Source organism: Streptococcus oralis, from assembly GCF_026782125.1.
Classification (GTDB): domain Bacteria; phylum Bacillota; class Bacilli; order Lactobacillales; family Streptococcaceae; genus Streptococcus; species Streptococcus oralis_CE.
The window spans coordinates 193,290-210,269 of record NZ_JAKUVY010000001.1; the positions used below are offsets into that span (position 1 = coordinate 193,290).

Genomic DNA, 16,980 nt, shown 5'->3' on the forward strand with positions numbered 1-16,980 from the left:
ATAAAAGTATGAAAGAAGAACAATTATTAAAACCAGGAGAGCGAATCAACCAGCTCTTTTCGACAGATATCAAGATCATTCAAAATAGAGAGGTGTTTAGCTATTCAGTGGATAGTGTTCTTTTATCACGCTTTCCTCGCTTCCCTAAACGGGGGTTAATTGTGGACTTTTGTGCTGGAAATGGTGCAGTTGGACTTTTTGCAAGTAGTCGTACCAAGGCAAAAATTCTCTCTGTAGAAATTCAGGAGCGTTTGGCGGATATGGCAGAGCGTTCGGTTCAGTTGAATGGCTTGGAAGAGCAGATACAGGTCATCTGTGATGATTTGAAAAATATGCCTGCCCACATTCAGGGAAGTAAGGTGGATATGATTTTGTGCAATCCGCCTTATTTTAAGGTGGATCCGCATTCTAATCTGAACGAGAGTGAGCACTACCTTCTGGCCAGACACGAAATTACGACTAACCTAGAAGAAATCTGCCGAAGTGCTCAGAGTATTCTCAAGTCTAATGGCCGTTTGGCCATGGTCCATCGTCCTGATCGGCTCTTGGATATCCTAGATATGCTTCAACGCCACAATTTGGCACCCAAGCGCCTGCAATTTGTCTATCCTAAACGTGAGAAGGAGGCCAATATGCTCTTAATCGAAGCTATCAAGGATGGATCGACCAGTGGCTTTAAGGTCTTGCCACCTCTCATCGTTCACAATGATGATGGTTCCTATACACCAGAAATTCAAGAGATTTACTATGGATCATAAGGCCTATATGTATGTGGTTGAGTGCCGCGACGGTTCTTACTATACGGGCTATACAACGGATGTGAAGAGGCGCCTTGCCGTTCATAATAGTGGTAAGGGAGCCAAGTATACCCGAGCTCGCTTGCCAGTCAAACTCATCTATGCTCAGGGTTTTGCCAGTAAGGAAGAAGCCATGTCTGCAGAGGCTCTCCTCAAACGCAAGAAACGTCCACAGAAAGAACGATTTTTATCTGAAAATCAAGAGAAGAATCTAGTCAACCATATTGATGTCAAACGAGGAGTCTTTTGACTCCTCTTACTTTTGTCAAAAGAGGAAAAAAGTGCTACAATAAGATGAATAAATTTAAAGAGGTATTATCATGTCTAAGATTCTAGTATTTGGTCACCAAAATCCAGACTCAGATGCCATCGGGTCATCTGTAGCCTTTGCCTATCTTGCAAAAGAGGCTTATGGATTGGACACAGAAGCAGTAGCACTTGGAACTCCTAATGAAGAAACAGCCTTTGTTTTGAACTATTTTGGTGTAGAAGCACCACGCGTCATCACATCTGCTAAAGCAGAAGGTGCAGAGCAAGTTATCTTGACTGACCACAATGAATTCCAACAATCAGTGTCAGATATTACTGAAGTAGAAGTTTACGGAGTTGTGGATCACCACCGTGTGGCTAATTTTGAAACTGCCAGCCCACTTTACATGCGCTTGGAACCAGTTGGATCAGCGTCTTCTATCGTTTACCGCATGTTCAAAGAGCATGGTGTAGCTGTTCCTAAAGAAATCGCAGGTTTGATGCTTTCAGGTTTGATTTCAGATACTCTTCTTTTGAAATCACCAACAACTCACCCAACCGATAAAGTCATTGCGCCTGAATTGGCTGAATTAGCTGGTGTCAACTTGGAAGAGTACGGTTTGGCTATGCTCAAGGCTGGTACGAACTTGGCAAGCAAATCTGCTGAAGAATTGATTGACATCGATGCTAAGACCTTTGAACTCAATGGAAATAAGGTTCGTGTAGCTCAAGTAAACACAGTTGATATCGCTGAAGTCTTGGAACGCCAAGCAGAAATCGAAGCAGCAATGCAAGCAGCTAATGCAGCAAACGGCTACTCAGACTTTGTCTTGATGATTACAGACATCGTCAATTCAAACTCAGAAATCCTTGCTCTTGGGTCAAACATGGACAAGGTCGAAGCAGCTTTCAACTTCAAACTTGAAAACAACCACGCTTTCCTTCCAGGTGCTGTTTCACGTAAGAAACAAGTGGTGCCTCAGTTGACTGAAAGCTTTAATGGGTAATTCTTAAGGAATATTTGGAACTGTTAATTTGACTATTTATAGAAGGTGATAGCATGATGCGATTGATTGAAGGACTGCGCTTTTTGGTTGAGGTTGTGGCAATCCTTGGTCTTTTCTCCGTATCTGTGATACAAATTTCTTGGCTGGAAAAATTCCTATTTTTTCTTCTAGCAGTTCTATTAATCTTATTTTGGGCGCGATACATGGCACCAAAATCTCCATATGCTTTTAAAAAATGGCATCGCCTCGTTGCTGAGACATCGATTTTTATTTTGGTTAGTGGTAGTTTTTGGTATTTGTATGGATTGCAAATAGAAATCCTCTACTTAGCTCTGTCTTTTGGAAGTTTGGTGCTACTTTATTATTTTCAGCTAGAGTGATTCTTATAATATAGTTAATGAATTATTTAAATGGTAATTATTTGACTGGAGATTGACACGAGAAAACAGTGTTTTCCATATAGCTAAAGGGGTTTCGGCTCCTTTTTTTCTAGGAGAGAAAGATGTTAGAAAATGGCGATTTGATTTTTGTGAAGGACCTTTCAGATATGGGTCAGGCCATCCAGGTTTCTACTGGGAACTATAGTCATGTAGCAATCTTTTTGGACGGTTTCATCTACCATGCTAGTGGGAAAGCTGGTGTCATTTGTCAAGAATCGACTGAATTTTTTGAATCGAGTCATCTCTACGATCTCTATACCTACCCAGATATAGAAACTGATTTGGTGAAGGAGAGAGCTAGCAAACATTTAGGTGCCCCCTATAATGCCTCTTTTTATCCAGATGGGTCTGGTTTTTATTGCTCCCAGTATATCGCGGAAATTCTTCCTATTTTTGAGACTATTCCGATGCAATTTGGGGACGGGGAGCAGGAGATTAGTGATTTTTGGAGAGAATACTACAGGAAACTTGAACTTCCTGTGCCTCTGAACCAGCCAGGGACCAATCCTAGTCAACTAGCAGCATCTCCTCTTTTAGAATGTAAAGAAAGGAATCTTCATGATTCAGATTTTTAATCCTTCTCGTTTGACTCGGCAGCCATTTTTTATAGATTTGGTGGACTATCTGGACCAGCATAACGATGTGATTCTACGAGAAATCAAAGCTCAGTTTCCAGATGTGGCAGTTGATAAATTTATGGAAGAGTTTATCAAGGCAGGCTTGATCCTAAGGGAAAACAAACGCTATTTTCTCAATCTCCCTTTTTTAGAATCTACGGATAATTTAGCCCTTGACCAAGAAATTTTTGTCAGAGAGGATAGTCCAGTTTATCAAGCTTTGCTGAAGAAGACTTTTGAGACAGAATTGCGCAATCAAACCAATGCCGCCATTTTAGTCGAACGTACGGACTTTGCAAGAGAAAAGATGACCCTATCCAACTATTTCTACAAGGTCAAGCACCAATATCCTTTGACGGAAAAACAGCAGGAACTCTATGCCATTTTGGGAGATGTCAATCCTGAGTATGCTCTCAAGTATATGACGACGTTTTTACTCAAGTTCCTCAAAAAGGACCAGCTCATGCAGAAACGGCGTGATATTTTCGTTGAGAGTTTAGTCGTCTTAGGCTATATTGTTCAAAACGAAGAAGGGAAGTATGAGTTGGCTGTTGATTTCGACAAGGAACGCTTGACTTTCTATTTGCCTTAATTGCTTGCTTTTGAGCAGATTATTTGACTTTGCTAAAGAATAAGCATAAACTGAATGTAAGCGATAACGTTTATCGTATTAAAAGCAAAGGAGACAGAACTATGTCACTTGAAAATAAATTGGATCAAGCAACTGGTGCTATCAAAGAAGGATTTGGTAAAGTTACTGGTGATAGCAAGACAGAAGCAGAAGGTACTGTTGAAAAAACAGTTGCCAAAGCAAAAGAAGTTGTTGAAGATGCTAAAGGTGCTGTAGAAGGTGCCGTTGAAGGTCTTAAAAATTCATTTAAGAAAGAAGACTAAAAAAATCAAGGGAATGTTTCCCTTGATTTTTTTATAGATAACATTCTGCGATAGCTGCGTCTCCAGGATAGTCTTCTTTCTTTCCTTGGACGATTTGGTAACAATCAGCTCCCTTACCAGCAATAATCACGGCATCTAGTTCTTGATTTGTGATGGCCATCGCTGCCTTGATGGCTTCTTCACGATCGGCAATCTTTTCAACAGGATGATTGATGTAGCTGCTGATTTCTTCAGCAATGGCCATTGGATCTTCATAGTTGGGATCATCAGCGGTGAGAAAGACTTGAATCTCAGGATGTTGATTGAGAAGGATTCCAAAGTCTTTGCGACGACTTTCACCCTTGTTTCCAGTCGAACCGAGAACCAGGGCAATCTTTCCAGTTTGATGGGTTTCAACAACATTGATGAGTTTTTTCAGACTGTCCCCGTTGTGGGCATAGTCGATGAAGACCTTAGCGCCATTTTTCTGTGTGAGGACTTCCATACGTCCAGGGACGCGGGTTGCAGCGATTCCTTTTTTGATGTCCTCCAGACTGGCACCTAGACGGAGGCAGGCAAGTCCTGCAGCGACTGCATTTTCTTGATTGAAGTGACCTATGAGTTGGATATCATAATCACCAGCGAGTTTACCTGTAGCGGAAAAGCTAAAGGCTTTGGAATTCTCGATTTGGTTACTTGACTGGCTACCATAGAAGTCATGTTCTTGATCTTCCACTTGTTCTTTCAATACAGAAAAGTGGTCCATGTCGCTATTAATGACAACTGCTCGGCTATTTTTCATCAAGAGACGTTTGTGATAGAAGTAGTCTTCAAAGCTAGGATGCTCAATCGGACCGATATGGTCAGGAGTGATGTTAAGAAAGACACCTACATCAAAGGTCAGGCCATAGACTCGATGAACAAGATAGGCTTGGCTAGAGACTTCCATTACAAGATGGGTTCGACCATTCTGAACAGCCTGAGCCATCATGTCGAAAAGATCGATATTTTCAGGTGTTGAGAAGGAAGATTTAAAGAATGTCTCGCCATCCAGAGTTGTGTTCATAGTTGACAAGAGAGCTGTTGGGTAGCGTTGAGATAGGATGTGGTAAGCAAAGTAAGCTGCTGTTGTCTTTCCTTTTGTCCCTGTGAAAGCGAGAATTTTGAGTTTTTCTTGTGGATTGCCATAAAATTCCATAGCAATCAAACTCATGGCTTTTTTGATATCGTTCACAATGATGACGGGGATACCGACTTCGTAGTCCTTTTCTGCGACATACCAAGCTAAGCCTTGCGTTATAGCGGATAGGAGGTATTCTTTTTTAAAAGCAGCGCCTTTGGCAAAAAAAAGAGTGCCTTCTTTTACTTTTCTGCTGTCATAACTGATGCTATCAAAAACAACTTCACTGTAGTTGTAGTGGTAATGTCCTTGGTCAATAATCTCGCGAAAAAGGCCATCTTTCTTTAAAATATCTAATACGGTTTCAATCTTAATCATACTTTCTATTATAAACTTCAAGCCCGAATTTTACAAGTAACAAGGAAAAGTTTATAATGGAAGGTAAGGAACTTTTCCTAGTTATCAAAATTGAATGAGGAAGCTATGTCTAACGAAAACAATCACCAGCAAGCCCAGATGTTGCGAGGGACTGCTTGGCTAACAGCTAGTAACTTTATTAGTCGCCTCCTTGGTGCTATCTATATTATTCCCTGGTATATCTGGATGGGGACCTATGCTGCTAAGGCAAACGGCCTCTTTACCATGGGCTACAATATTTACGCATGGTTCTTGTTGATTTCAACAGCGGGTATCCCAGTTGCGGTCGCAAAACAAGTGGCTAAATACAATACCATGCGAGAAGAAGAACACAGCTTTGCCTTGATTCGGAGTTTCCTAGGCTTTATGACTGGTTTGGGACTGGTCTTTGCCTTGGTCTTGTATCTCTTTTCTCCATGGTTAGCAGATTTGTCAGGTGTGGGGAAAGACCTGATTCCTATCATGCAGAGTTTGGCTTGGGCGGTCTTGATTTTCCCATCTATGAGTGTCATCCGGGGCTTCTTCCAAGGGATGAACAATCTGAAACCCTATGCTATGAGTCAAATCGCTGAGCAGGTGATCCGTGTTATCTGGATGTTGATGGCAACCTTCTTCATTATGAAGATGGGTTCTGGTGACTACCTATCAGCCGTTACCCAATCGACCTTTGCGGCCTTTGTGGGGATGGTGGCAAGTTTTGCAGTTTTGATCTACTTCCTTGCCCAAGAAGGTTTGCTCAAAAGAGTCTTTGAAACACGGGATAAGATCAATAGTAAGCGACTCTTAGTCGATACTATCAAGGAAGCCATTCCCTTTATCCTAACAGGATCAGCCATTCAGCTCTTCCAGATTTTAGACCAAATGACCTTTATTAATAGTATGAAGTGGTTTACCAACTATAGCAATGAAGACTTGGTTGTCATGTTTTCTTATTTTTCTGCCAATCCGAATAAAATTACCATGATCTTAATCTCTGTAGGGGTTTCCATTGGGAGTGTCGGCTTGCCACTGTTGACGGAAAACTATGTAAAAGGAGACTTGCAGGCGGCGGCTCGCCTAGTCCAAGATAGCCTCACCATGCTCTTCTTATTTCTATTGCCGGCAACGGTTGGAGTGGTCATGGTAGGGGAGCCTCTTTATACAGTCTTTTACGGTAAGCCAGATAGTCTGGCCATGGGCTTATTTGTCTTTGCAGTTTTGCAGTCTACTATCCTAGGATTGTATATGGTCTTGTCTCCTATGCTTCAGGCCATGTTCCGAAACCGCAAGGCAGTTCTTTACTTTATCTATGGTTCCATTGCTAAGATCGTCTTGCAATTGCCAACCATTGCTATTTTCCACAGCTACGGTCCTTTGATTTCAACGACTATCGGCTTGATTATTCCGAATGTCTTGATGTACCGAGATATCTGCCAGGTAACGGGTGCTCGTCGAAAGATTATCTTGAAGCGAACCATTTTGATTACCATTTTGACCCTTGTCATGTTTATCCTAGTTGGCTTCTTGCAGTGGATAATCGGTTTTGTCTTCCAACCAAGTGGACGTTTCTGGAGTTTCCTTTATGTGGCTCTCATCGGAGGGCTTGGAGGAGGTCTTTATGGTTTGATGAGCCTACGGACACGACTCTTGGACAAGATAATTGGCAAAACTCAAGCAGACCGACTACGTACACGATTGAAAATATCGTAAAAGATTTATAAATAAAAGTAATAAATTTAACCTTTCTTTAACAGAAAGGTTTTTATACTACATTTTTCTTAAAAAAAGAGAACTTTTTCTAAAATTAAGAGCAAAAAATATGCTTTTTTAAGTTTTTCTTCAGAAATTACTTGACTAAATAAAACTAAAGCTGTATAATAAGACAAAACTTTTAAACAGGAGGTTCTGGAAATGAAAAAGTCTAAGGCCAAGTATCTGACACTTGCAAGTGTCGTGTTAAGCGCAGGTATCTTACTGAGCGCATGTGGAAATTCAAGTAGCGCTTCTAAAACATATAACTATGTTTATTCGAGCGATCCATCTAGTTTGAACTATCTTGCAGAAAACCGTGCAACAACTACCGACATCGTGACCAATTTGGTGGATGGGTTGATGGAAAATGACCAATATGGTAACTATGTTCCATCGTTGGCAGAGGATTGGACTGTTTCTCAGGACGGTTTGACCTATACTTACAAATTGCGTAAGGATGCAAAATGGTATACTTATGAGGGTGAAGAATATGCCCCTGTAACGGCCCAAGACTTTGTGACAGGTTTGAAATATGCTGCTGATAAAAAATCCGAAGCCTTGTACCTGGTTCAAGACTCTGTAGCAGGTTTGGATGACTATATCAACGGGAAAACAACTGACTTTTCAACTGTCGGTGTCAAGGCGATTGACGACCAAACAGTTCAGTACACTTTGACACGTCCAGAATCTTATTGGAATTCTAAAACAACTTCAACCATTCTCTTCCCTGTCAATGCAGATTTCTTAAAATCAAAAGGGGATGACTTTGGTAAGGTAGACCCTTCTAGTATTTTGTACAATGGACCTTTCTTGATGAAATCTTTTGTTTCAAAATCTGTTATCGAATTCAAGAAAAATCCCAACTACTGGGATGAAAAAAATGTCTTTGTGGATGGTGTGAAATTGGCCTATTATGATGGTAGTGACCAAGATGCACTAGCACGTAACTTTGTAGAAGGAGTCTATAGCTACGCGCGTCTCTATCCAAATAGCTCAAGCTTTGAAGGCATTAAAGAGAAGAACAAGGATAACATCATCTATAGTATGCAAAACGCAACTTCTTATTACTTGAACTTCAACTTGGACAGAAAGTCTTATAACTTCACGTCTAAATCTTCAGATATCGAAAAGAAATCAACCCAAGAAGCAGTTCTGAATAAAAACTTCCGTCAAGCCTTCAACTATGCTTATAACCGTACAGCCTATGGAGCACAATCTCAAGGGGAGGACGGAGCGACAAAGATTATTCGTAACTTGGTTGTACCTCCAACATTTGTAAGTATCAACGGAAAAGACTTTGGCGATGTTGTTTCAGAAAAGATGGTCAACTATGGCCAAGAATGGCAAGGAATCAACTTTGCAGATGCACAAGACCCATACTACAATCCTGATAAAGCTAAAGCTAAATTTGCAGAAGCTAAGAAAGAATTGGAAGCTAAGGGTGTGCAATTCCCAATCCACTTGGATGTAACAGTTGACCAATCAGCTAAAAAAGGTGTACTTGAAGCGAGCTCTTTGAAACAATCCATCGAATCTGTTCTAGGAGCTGAGAATGTGGTTATCGATATCCAACAATTATCAACAGATGACTACGATAATTCTGGCTACCTCGCTCAAACTGCAGCTCAAAAAGACTTTGATATCTATAATGGTGGTTGGAGTGCGGACTACTTGGATCCATCAAGTTATCTTGATATCTTAAATGTCAATAACGGTGGTATGTTGCAAAACCTTGGTCTAGAACCAGGTGAGGTCAATGACAAGGCTAAGGCAGTTGGTCTGGATACTTACACTCAAATGTTAGAGGAAGCGAATAAGGAGCAAGAACCAGCAAAACGTTATGAAAAATATGCTGAAGTTCAAGCTTGGCTCGTTGATAGCGCCCTTGCTATTCCAAACGTTTCTCAGGGTGGGACACCGACCTTGAGAAAGACAGTTCCATTCTCATCACCATTCTCACAAGCTGGAAATAAGGGTGTCGAATCATACAAGTATCTCAAGTTACAAGATAAGACTGTAACGGCTGATGAGTATGAAAAAGCTAAAGAAAAATGGCTGAAAGAAAAAGAAGAATCAAATAAAAAAGCCCAAGAAGAACTGGCAAAACACGTTAAATAACCAGTCTATTCAACAGGAAAAACGATAGTTTCTAAAGGAACTATCGTTTTTATATAGTTTGAAACTATAACTAGCTCTTGAAAACAAGAAAATGAGTTAGTGAAAATAAGTGGTACAATAGTTACTATAGATTTGGAGGTATTGTATGAGCAAAGAACTACACATCAACACAATTTTGGCCCAGGCTGGGATCAAGTCAGATGAGGCTACAGGTGCCTTGGTAACACCGCTTCATTTTTCAACCACTTATCAGCATCCGGAATTCGGTCAGTCTACGGGATTTGACTATACCCGTACCAAAAACCCAACTCGCAGTAAGGCGGAGGAAGTCTTGGCGGCAATCGAATCAGCAGACTATGCCCTAGCGACAAGCTCAGGTATGGCTGCGATTGTACTAGCTTTTAGTGTTTTTCCAGTAGGAAGTAAAGTCTTGGCTGTGCGTGATCTTTATGGAGGCTCTTTCCGTTGGTTCAACCAAGTGGAGCAAGAAGGCCGTTTCCATTTTACCTATGCCAATACTGAAGCAGAGTTGATTACTGAGTTAGAGAAAGATGTGGATGTTCTCTATATTGAAACACCAACTAATCCCTTGATGTTGGAATTTGATATTGCCAAACTAGCCAAACTAGCTCATGCCAAGGGTGCCAAGGTAGTGGTGGACAATACCTTCTACAGTCCGATTTACCAACGTCCGATTGAAGATGGTGCGGATATCGTTCTTCATTCTGCCACCAAGTATCTAGCAGGGCACAATGATGTCTTAGCTGGGGTGGTTGTGACTAATAGTTTAGAACTATATGAACAACTTTTCTATAATCTCAATACGACAGGTGCGGTCTTGTCACCATTTGATAGTTATCAGTTGATTCGTGGTCTTAAAACTCTGCCTCTTCGTATGGAGCGTTCTACAGCCAATGCCCAAGAAGTGGTTGCCTTTTTGAAGGATTCACCTGCTGTCAAGGAAGTGCTCTATACTGGACGTGGGGGTATGATTTCCTTTAAAGTAGTGGATGAAAAGCGTATTCCTCATATTTTAAATAGCTTGAAGGTCTTCTCTTTTGCTGAGAGTTTGGGTGGGGTAGAGAGTCTCATTACCTATCCAACGACGCAAACCCATGCGGATATTCCGGCAGAAGTACGTCACTCCTACGGTTTGACAGACGACCTCTTGCGCTTGTCTATTGGGATAGAAGATGCTAGAGATTTGATTGCGGACTTGCGCCAAGCTTTGGAAGGATAAGACAGATATGGGGAAATATGATTTTACAAGCCTGCCCAATCGTTTTGGACACCATACTTATAAATGGAAAGAAGCGGAAGCTGATCGAGAAGTTCTACCAGCCTGGATAGCAGATATGGACTTTGTGGTTTTGCCTGAGGTTCGACAAGCTGTACAAGCCTACGCAGATCAGTTGGTCTATGGCTATACTTATGCTAGTGATGCTTTGATTCAGTCGGTTCAGGACTGGGAAGTCAGTCAACACGGGTATCACTTTGACAAGGATTCCCTCGTCTTTATCGAGGGGGTGGTACCAGCTATTTCAACAGCTATTCAAGCCTTTACAAAAGAAGGAGAGGCTGTTCTGATTAACACACCAGTCTATCCCCCTTTTGCTCGCAGTGTCAAACTCAACAATCGCCGGTTGATTACCAATTCTTTGGTGGAAAAGAATGGTCTGTTTGAGATTGACTTTGACCAGTTGGAGAAGGATATGGTGGAAGAGGATGTGAAGCTTTATATCCTTTGCAATCCTCACAATCCTGGTGGACGTGTTTGGGAAAAGGAAGTGTTAGAAAAGATTGGTCATCTCTGCCAAAAACATGGTGTTTTGTTGGTTTCAGATGAGATTCACCAAGATTTGGCCCTCTTTGGTCACAAACACCAGTCTTTCAACACCATTGATCCTGCTTTTAAAGACTTTGCCCTTATTTTGAGTAGTGCCACTAAAACCTTTAATATTGCTGGGACCAAAAATTCTTATGCAGTTATTGAAAATCCAAAGCTTCGAGTGGCTTTCCAAAAACGCCAGTTGGCCAATAACCAACATGAAATTTCAGGCTTGGGGTATTTGGCGACAGAAGCTGCCTACCGTTATGGCAAGGACTGGTTAGGAGAGTTAAAAGAAGTCATTGAGGACCACATTAGCTATGTAGTGGATGTTTTGGGCGACGAAACCAAGATTCAGGTCATGAAAACACAAGGCACCTACTTGATCTGGCTTGATTTTTCAGCCTATGACCTAACGGATGATCGCTTGCAAGAGCTTTTGAAGAATGAAGCCAAGGTTATCTTGAACAGAGGTTTGGACTTTGGGGAGGAGGGGACTCTTCATGCCCGCCTCAATGTAGCCATGCCGAAGTCAGTACTAGAAGAGGTTTGTCAACGCATCGTGACCACTTTTGCTACACTTTAAAATCGAGCCTTCTAGGAGAAAAGTCTTCCTAGAAGGCTATTTTCATAGGGGAAAATGTGGTATAATGAAAAGATAAGATAAAGGGGTTACTATGGCTAAATTGATTCCAGGAAAGTTGCGCATGGAGGGTGTTACTCTCTATGAGACAGGCAACATTGAGATTATCAAGGAAAAAGGGAATCGCCTCTATACTCGTGTGGCGGGAGAAGACTTGCGCTACAGTTTAGAGGATGATCTTGTTTTTTGTGCTTGCGATTTTTTCCAAAAAAGAGGTTACTGTGTTCACCTCGCAGCGCTCGAGCATTATCTGAAGAACGATGAAGAAGGTCAGGTGATTCTACAAGCCTTAGAAAAAGGACATGAAGAGCAAGAAGAGGTCGAAACCAAGGTTAGTTTTGGTGGCGGTTTTTTGGAGCGTATCCAACCTCAGAAGAGAGAGAAAATCTACACTTTGTCGGCACAAGGCCAGGTGGAAGCTGGAACCAATCGCCTCCTTTGGACTCTCCGAATCGGTTTAGTTGATAGTCAAAAATATTATGTCATTCGTGATATCCCTCTCTTTTTGAAGGTCTTGGTCCATCGAAAGCCATATATGATTGGGAAACACTATGAAAATGAATTGTCTTGGGATGCTTTTGATACAGCTAGTCAAGATGTTCTTACTTTTTTATGTGGCTTGATTGAGGAGGGACTGAGTCAAGACCTCTTTTTCCCCAATCAAGGTCGTCACCTCTTTTTCCCTCTGACCTTTTTTGAGCAGGGAATGGAGTTGCTGATGAACTTGGAAGATTTTCATTTTGAACATCAGATTACTAGTTATGAAAATCTTCTCTTTCATGATTTAGATCCAGATGCGGAACTTTTCTCTTTTTCTGTGCAGGAGTTTCCCGATTATTTTGAGATGGAGATTTCTGAAAGTGAGCGAGTCAACGTATTCTATGGGGGAGCGGTTCTCTTTCGTAAGGGGAATCTTTATCTCTTAAACCCTGAACAAATCAGCCTTCTAAAGGAACTCAAGGAGCTCCCTCGGGAGGAAAGAGGGAGAAAATGCCTCCAGTTTGACAACAGTGATCGTGACCGCCTAGCCGCCTGTCTGCCTTTATTTGGACAGCTGGGCACAGTTTCTGCTCCTGAGCGCTTGCAAATCAGACCCTTTTCACCAATCTTTTACTTTGATAGGGAGGATGACGGCCGCATCCGCTTGGATATCCAGTTTGACTATGGAGATGTTAAGGTGACTAGTCGTCAACAGCTGGAACAATTACCATTTTCAAGCGATGCCGTCTTGGAAAACCAGCTATTTCAAGTCTGTTTAGGGGCTGGTTTTGAGGCTGATTTTCAGTCTTGGAGACAGGCTTTGAAGCCAGAGGCAGTTTATTCTTTCTTTCACCATACGATTCCAGCTTTTGAGAAGTTGGGTCAGGTCTTCTTATCTGATGAGATGAATCAGCTCTACAGCGTCCAAGCTCCTCAGGTTCAGATTGAGTCCAAGGGAGGATTGTTGGAAATCCAATTTGATTTCCAAGGGATTGCCCAAGAAGAGATTGATCAAGCTCTTAAAGCCCTGACCAGCAATCAGGATTTCTATATCAGTTCTTCTGACCAAGTGTACTTTTTTGATGAGGAAACCAAGCAGATTCGTCAAAATTTGCAGGAACTGGGGGTTGAGCTAAAAGATGGTTCTTTTCATGCTCGAAAATCTCTGGCTTATAGCCTTTCTCAGCTTTTCGAAGGTCGAGATCGGATCTCCTTCTCGGAAGAATTTCAGCATTTAGCTCATGATTTGACCCATCCAGAGGACTTTCCTTTGGGAGATATACGGGTGCAGGCGAGTTTGAGAGACTATCAGGAAAAGGGTGTTCGTTGGCTCCAGATGCTTCATCACTATGGTTTTGGTGGCATTCTGGCAGATGATATGGGACTGGGAAAAACACTGCAAACCATTGCTTTTTTGACCAGTCAGGTGACCGAAGAAAGTCGGGTCTTGATTTTGGCTCCGTCAGGTTTGATCTACAATTGGGCAGATGAATTCAGGAAATTTGCCCCACAGTTGGATTTGGCTGTCGTTCATGGTTTGAAAGCGAATCGAGAAGCGATTCTTTCTGAAAATCACCAAATCTATGTAACTAGCTATGCAACCTTTCGTCAAGACAGCGAGCTTTATCAAGAGATGGCTTTTGATTTTCTCTTCTTAGATGAAGCCCAGGTCATGAAAAATGCCCAGACCAAGATTGCTCAGAGTTTGCGCCAGTTTGTGGTGCCAGCAGTTTTTGCTTTGTCGGGTACGCCCATTGAAAACCATCTAGGAGAGTTGTGGTCTATCTTTCAAATTGTGCTTCCGGGGCTCTTGCCAAGTAAAAAGAAGTTTATGAAATTACCGGCTGAGCGAGTCGCGCAGTTTATCAAGCCCTTCGTCATGAGGCGTAAGAAAGAAGAAGTCCTAACAGAACTGCCTGATCTGATCGAAGTCGTCTATAAAAATGAACTGGAAGACCAGCAGAAAGCCATCTATCTGGCCCAGTTGCAACAGATGCGAGACCGCCTAGCGCAAGTGACAGATCAAGAATTCCAGAGAAGTCGGGTAGAAATCTTATCTGGCCTCATGCGATTGCGCCAAATCTGCGATACTCCAGCCCTCTTTATGGACGATTACCAGGGAGCTAGTGGTAAATTGGATAGTCTCCGAGATTTATTACTACAAGTGGCTGATGGTGGGCATCGGGTCTTGATTTTCTCCCAGTTCAAAGGAATGTTGGAAAAAATCGAGAAAGAACTCCCAGACTTGGGCTTGACCTCCTTCAAAATCACAGGTTCAACTCCTGCTCATGACAGACAGGAGATGACTAAGGCCTTTAACCAAGGGGAAAGAGATGCCTTTCTCATCTCCCTTAAGGCGGGTGGTGTTGGTCTCAATCTAACGGGAGCTGATACGGTCATTTTAGTTGACCTTTGGTGGAATCCCGCTGTCGAAGCCCAGGCTATCGGACGAGCCCACCGCATGGGGCAGGAGCAGATGGTCGAGGTCTATCGTTTGATTACCAAAGGAACCATTGAAGAAAAAATCCAAGAACTTCAAGAACAAAAGAAACATTTGGTTTCCCAAGTTTTAGATGGTACGGAGTCGCGTGCGAGTCTCAGTCTGGCAGAAATTCGTGAAATTTTGGGAATTTCTGAAGCCAGCACTTGAAAAATCAAGACAATACGCTATAATGAAGTGTTGAAAGGAAATACAAAATGAAACAGGATAGATTTCCATTGGTGTCAGATGATGAGATCATGCTGACCAAAATGCCAGTCATGGACTTATACGATGAGTCAGACTTTATTAGCAATATCAAAGGTGATTACCGCGATAAGAACTATTTGGAATGGTCTCCTATCAATGAGGAAGAAACCGTAGTTTCTCCAGTGATTAACAAGGAGTCAAAGCCAAGTCCAGAACCTAAAAAAGTTGAAAAGACTTATGCAGAGTTGGCTCGAGAAGAGGCGCGTGCGGACTTGAAGAAGAAACGTTCAGCCAAGTATTTGACTCAGGATGTTAGTCATACCAGACGACACAATGGTTCAACACTTGTTCGTCAAGGAAACCAACCAACAGCACCATTTCAAAAGGAAAATCCTGGTGAGTTTGCCAAATTTAGCAAAAACTTGAGCCAGTCTCACTATATCTTAGCTGAGGAGGTTGGCCAAGTGGCGAATCCAACTCCGAAAAACCAAACGGAAAAAGCTAAAAAGAACAACTACGATTTTCTAAAGAAGAGTCAAATCTATAATAAAAAGAATAAGCAAACAGAACAGGAACGTCAGGTTGCCCAAGAGTTGAATCTGACAAGAATTACTGAGTAGGGGAGAAAAGCATGTCAAAAACATATCATTTTATTGGAATCAAGGGATCAGGGATGAGTGCCCTAGCCTTGATGTTGCACCAAATGGGACACAAGGTTCAAGGTTCAGACGTTGAAAAATACTACTTTACTCAACGTGGTCTAGAGCAGGCAGGGATTGCCATTCTTCCTTTTGATGAAAAGAACCTACAAGGTGATGTGGAGATTATCGCTGGGAATGCCTTCCGTCCAGATAACAACGTTGAAATAGCCTATGCAGATCAAAATGGTATCAGCTACAAACGTTACCACGAATTCCTAGGTAGCTTTATGCGCGACTTTGTCAGCATGGGAGTGGCAGGAGCACATGGAAAAACTTCAACGACAGGTATGCTGTCACATGTCTTGTCTCACATCACAGACACCAGTTTTTTGATTGGAGACGGGACAGGTCGCGGTTCAGCCAATGCCAAATATTTTGTCTTTGAATCAGACGAATATGAGCGTCATTTCATGCCTTACCACCCAGAATACTCTATCATCACCAACATTGACTTTGACCATCCAGACTACTTTACAAGTCTAGAGGACGTTTTCAATGCCTTTAACGACTATGCCAAACAAATTACCAAAGGTTTGTTTGTATATGGTGAAGATCCTGAGTTGCGTAAGATCACAGCCAATGCGCCAATCTATTACTATGGGTTTGAAGCTGAGGGCAATGACTTTGTAGCTAGCGATCTTCTTCGTTCTACGACTGGTTCGACATTCACCGTTCATTTCCGTGGTCAAGAGTTGGGTCAATTCCACATTCCAACCTTTGGTCGTCACAATATTATGAATGCGACAGCTGTTATTGGTCTTCTTTACACAGCTGGTTTTGATTTGAACTTGGTCCGTGAACACTTGAAAACCTTTGCAGGTGTTAAGCGTCGTTTCACTGAGAAAATTGTCAATGATACAGTGATTATTGATGACTTTGCCCACCATCCAACAGAAATCATTGCGACCTTGGATGCGGCTCGTCAAAAATACCCAAGCAAGGAAATCGTGGCAATCTTCCAACCACATACTTTTACAAGAACCATTGCCTTGTTGGACGAATTTGCCCATGCTTTGAATCAAGCAGACGCCGTCTACCTAGCGCAAATCTATGGATCAGCTCGTGAGGTGGACCATGGTGATGTCAAAGTAGAAGACTTAGCCAATAAAATTAACAAGAAACACCAGGTTATCACTGTTGAAAATGTTTCTCCACTCCTAGACCATGATAATGCTGTTTACGTCTTTATGGGTGCTGGAGATATCCAAACCTATGAATATTCATTTGAACGTCTCTTGTCTAACTTGACAAGCAATGTCCAATAAGGAAA

Annotated in this window: 15 protein-coding genes; 14 read left to right on the plus strand and 1 reads right to left on the minus strand. The window is 42.0% G+C overall.

From position 1 onward, the window contains the following. Positions 1 to 8 precede the first annotated feature (8 nt). From MK385_RS00940 to MK385_RS00970, 7 genes are all read left to right on the plus strand, one after another. On the plus strand, positions 9 to 758 hold the full coding sequence (locus tag MK385_RS00940) for a tRNA1(Val) (adenine(37)-N6)-methyltransferase (RefSeq protein ID WP_268725017.1): 750 nt from the start codon (positions 9 to 11) through the stop codon (positions 756 to 758). Next, positions 748 to 1,047, plus strand: a complete 300-nt coding sequence (locus MK385_RS00945; protein WP_268725018.1) for a GIY-YIG nuclease family protein — start codon at positions 748 to 750, stop codon at positions 1,045 to 1,047. The genes MK385_RS00940 and MK385_RS00945 overlap by 11 nt, the downstream gene beginning before the upstream one ends. A 70-nt stretch (positions 1,048 to 1,117) precedes the next feature. Beyond that, positions 1,118 to 2,053, plus strand: a complete 936-nt coding sequence (locus MK385_RS00950; RefSeq protein ID WP_268725019.1) for a manganese-dependent inorganic pyrophosphatase — start codon at positions 1,118 to 1,120, stop codon at positions 2,051 to 2,053. Positions 2,054 to 2,106: 53 nt separating this feature from the next. Then, positions 2,107 to 2,433, plus strand: coding sequence for a DUF2568 domain-containing protein (locus MK385_RS00955; RefSeq protein ID WP_268725020.1), 327 nt, complete (start codon positions 2,107 to 2,109; stop codon positions 2,431 to 2,433). A gap of 122 nt (positions 2,434 to 2,555) precedes the next feature. After that, positions 2,556 to 3,068: a YiiX/YebB-like N1pC/P60 family cysteine hydrolase gene (locus tag MK385_RS00960; RefSeq protein ID WP_268725021.1), complete on the plus strand. Its 513-nt coding sequence runs from the start codon at positions 2,556 to 2,558 to the stop codon at positions 3,066 to 3,068. Next, positions 3,052 to 3,702, plus strand: a complete 651-nt coding sequence (locus MK385_RS00965) for a DUF1803 domain-containing protein (protein WP_268725022.1) — start codon at positions 3,052 to 3,054, stop codon at positions 3,700 to 3,702. Before MK385_RS00960 ends, MK385_RS00965 begins: the two co-directional genes overlap by 17 nt. Positions 3,703 to 3,803: 101 nt before the next feature. Further along, on the plus strand, positions 3,804 to 4,004 hold the full coding sequence (locus MK385_RS00970; protein ID WP_000051179.1) for a CsbD family protein: 201 nt from the start codon (positions 3,804 to 3,806) through the stop codon (positions 4,002 to 4,004). A 31-nt stretch (positions 4,005 to 4,035) separates the two neighbouring features. Here the strand turns inward: MK385_RS00970 and MK385_RS00975 are convergent, their stop codons facing one another. Next, positions 4,036 to 5,481, minus strand: coding sequence for a UDP-N-acetylmuramoyl-L-alanyl-D-glutamate--L-lysine ligase (locus tag MK385_RS00975; protein ID WP_268725023.1), 1,446 nt, complete (start codon positions 5,479 to 5,481; stop codon positions 4,036 to 4,038). A gap of 105 nt (positions 5,482 to 5,586) precedes the next feature. On the opposite strand from MK385_RS00975, the gene MK385_RS00980 reads away from it, so the two are divergent. The 7 genes from MK385_RS00980 (at position 5,587) to murC (ending at position 16,975) form a co-directional block, all read left to right on the plus strand. Next, positions 5,587 to 7,209, plus strand: a complete 1,623-nt coding sequence (locus tag MK385_RS00980) for a putative polysaccharide biosynthesis protein (protein WP_268725024.1) — start codon at positions 5,587 to 5,589, stop codon at positions 7,207 to 7,209. Positions 7,210 to 7,410: 201 nt separating this feature from the next. Beyond that, a complete protein-coding gene (locus MK385_RS00985) occupies positions 7,411 to 9,369 on the plus strand; it encodes a peptide ABC transporter substrate-binding protein (protein ID WP_268725025.1) in 1,959 nt (652 codons plus the stop codon). A 145-nt stretch (positions 9,370 to 9,514) separates the two neighbouring features. Then, positions 9,515 to 10,609: a cystathionine gamma-synthase gene (locus MK385_RS00990; protein WP_268725026.1), complete on the plus strand. Its 1,095-nt coding sequence runs from the start codon at positions 9,515 to 9,517 to the stop codon at positions 10,607 to 10,609. A 7-nt stretch (positions 10,610 to 10,616) separates the two neighbouring features. Then, positions 10,617 to 11,783, plus strand: coding sequence for a MalY/PatB family protein (locus MK385_RS00995; protein WP_268725027.1), 1,167 nt, complete (start codon positions 10,617 to 10,619; stop codon positions 11,781 to 11,783). A gap of 91 nt (positions 11,784 to 11,874) precedes the next feature. Next, positions 11,875 to 14,970, plus strand: coding sequence for a DEAD/DEAH box helicase (locus MK385_RS01000; protein ID WP_268725028.1), 3,096 nt, complete (start codon positions 11,875 to 11,877; stop codon positions 14,968 to 14,970). Positions 14,971 to 15,017: 47 nt separating this feature from the next. Beyond that, on the plus strand, positions 15,018 to 15,629 hold the full coding sequence (locus MK385_RS01005) for a hypothetical protein (RefSeq protein ID WP_000806744.1): 612 nt from the start codon (positions 15,018 to 15,020) through the stop codon (positions 15,627 to 15,629). Positions 15,630 to 15,640: 11 nt separating this feature from the next. Beyond that, the gene (gene murC / locus MK385_RS01010) at positions 15,641 to 16,975 is read left to right on the plus strand and encodes a UDP-N-acetylmuramate--L-alanine ligase (RefSeq protein WP_000048080.1); all 1,335 of its coding nucleotides are present in this window, start codon (positions 15,641 to 15,643) and stop codon (positions 16,973 to 16,975) included. Positions 16,976 to 16,980 lie beyond the last annotated feature (5 nt).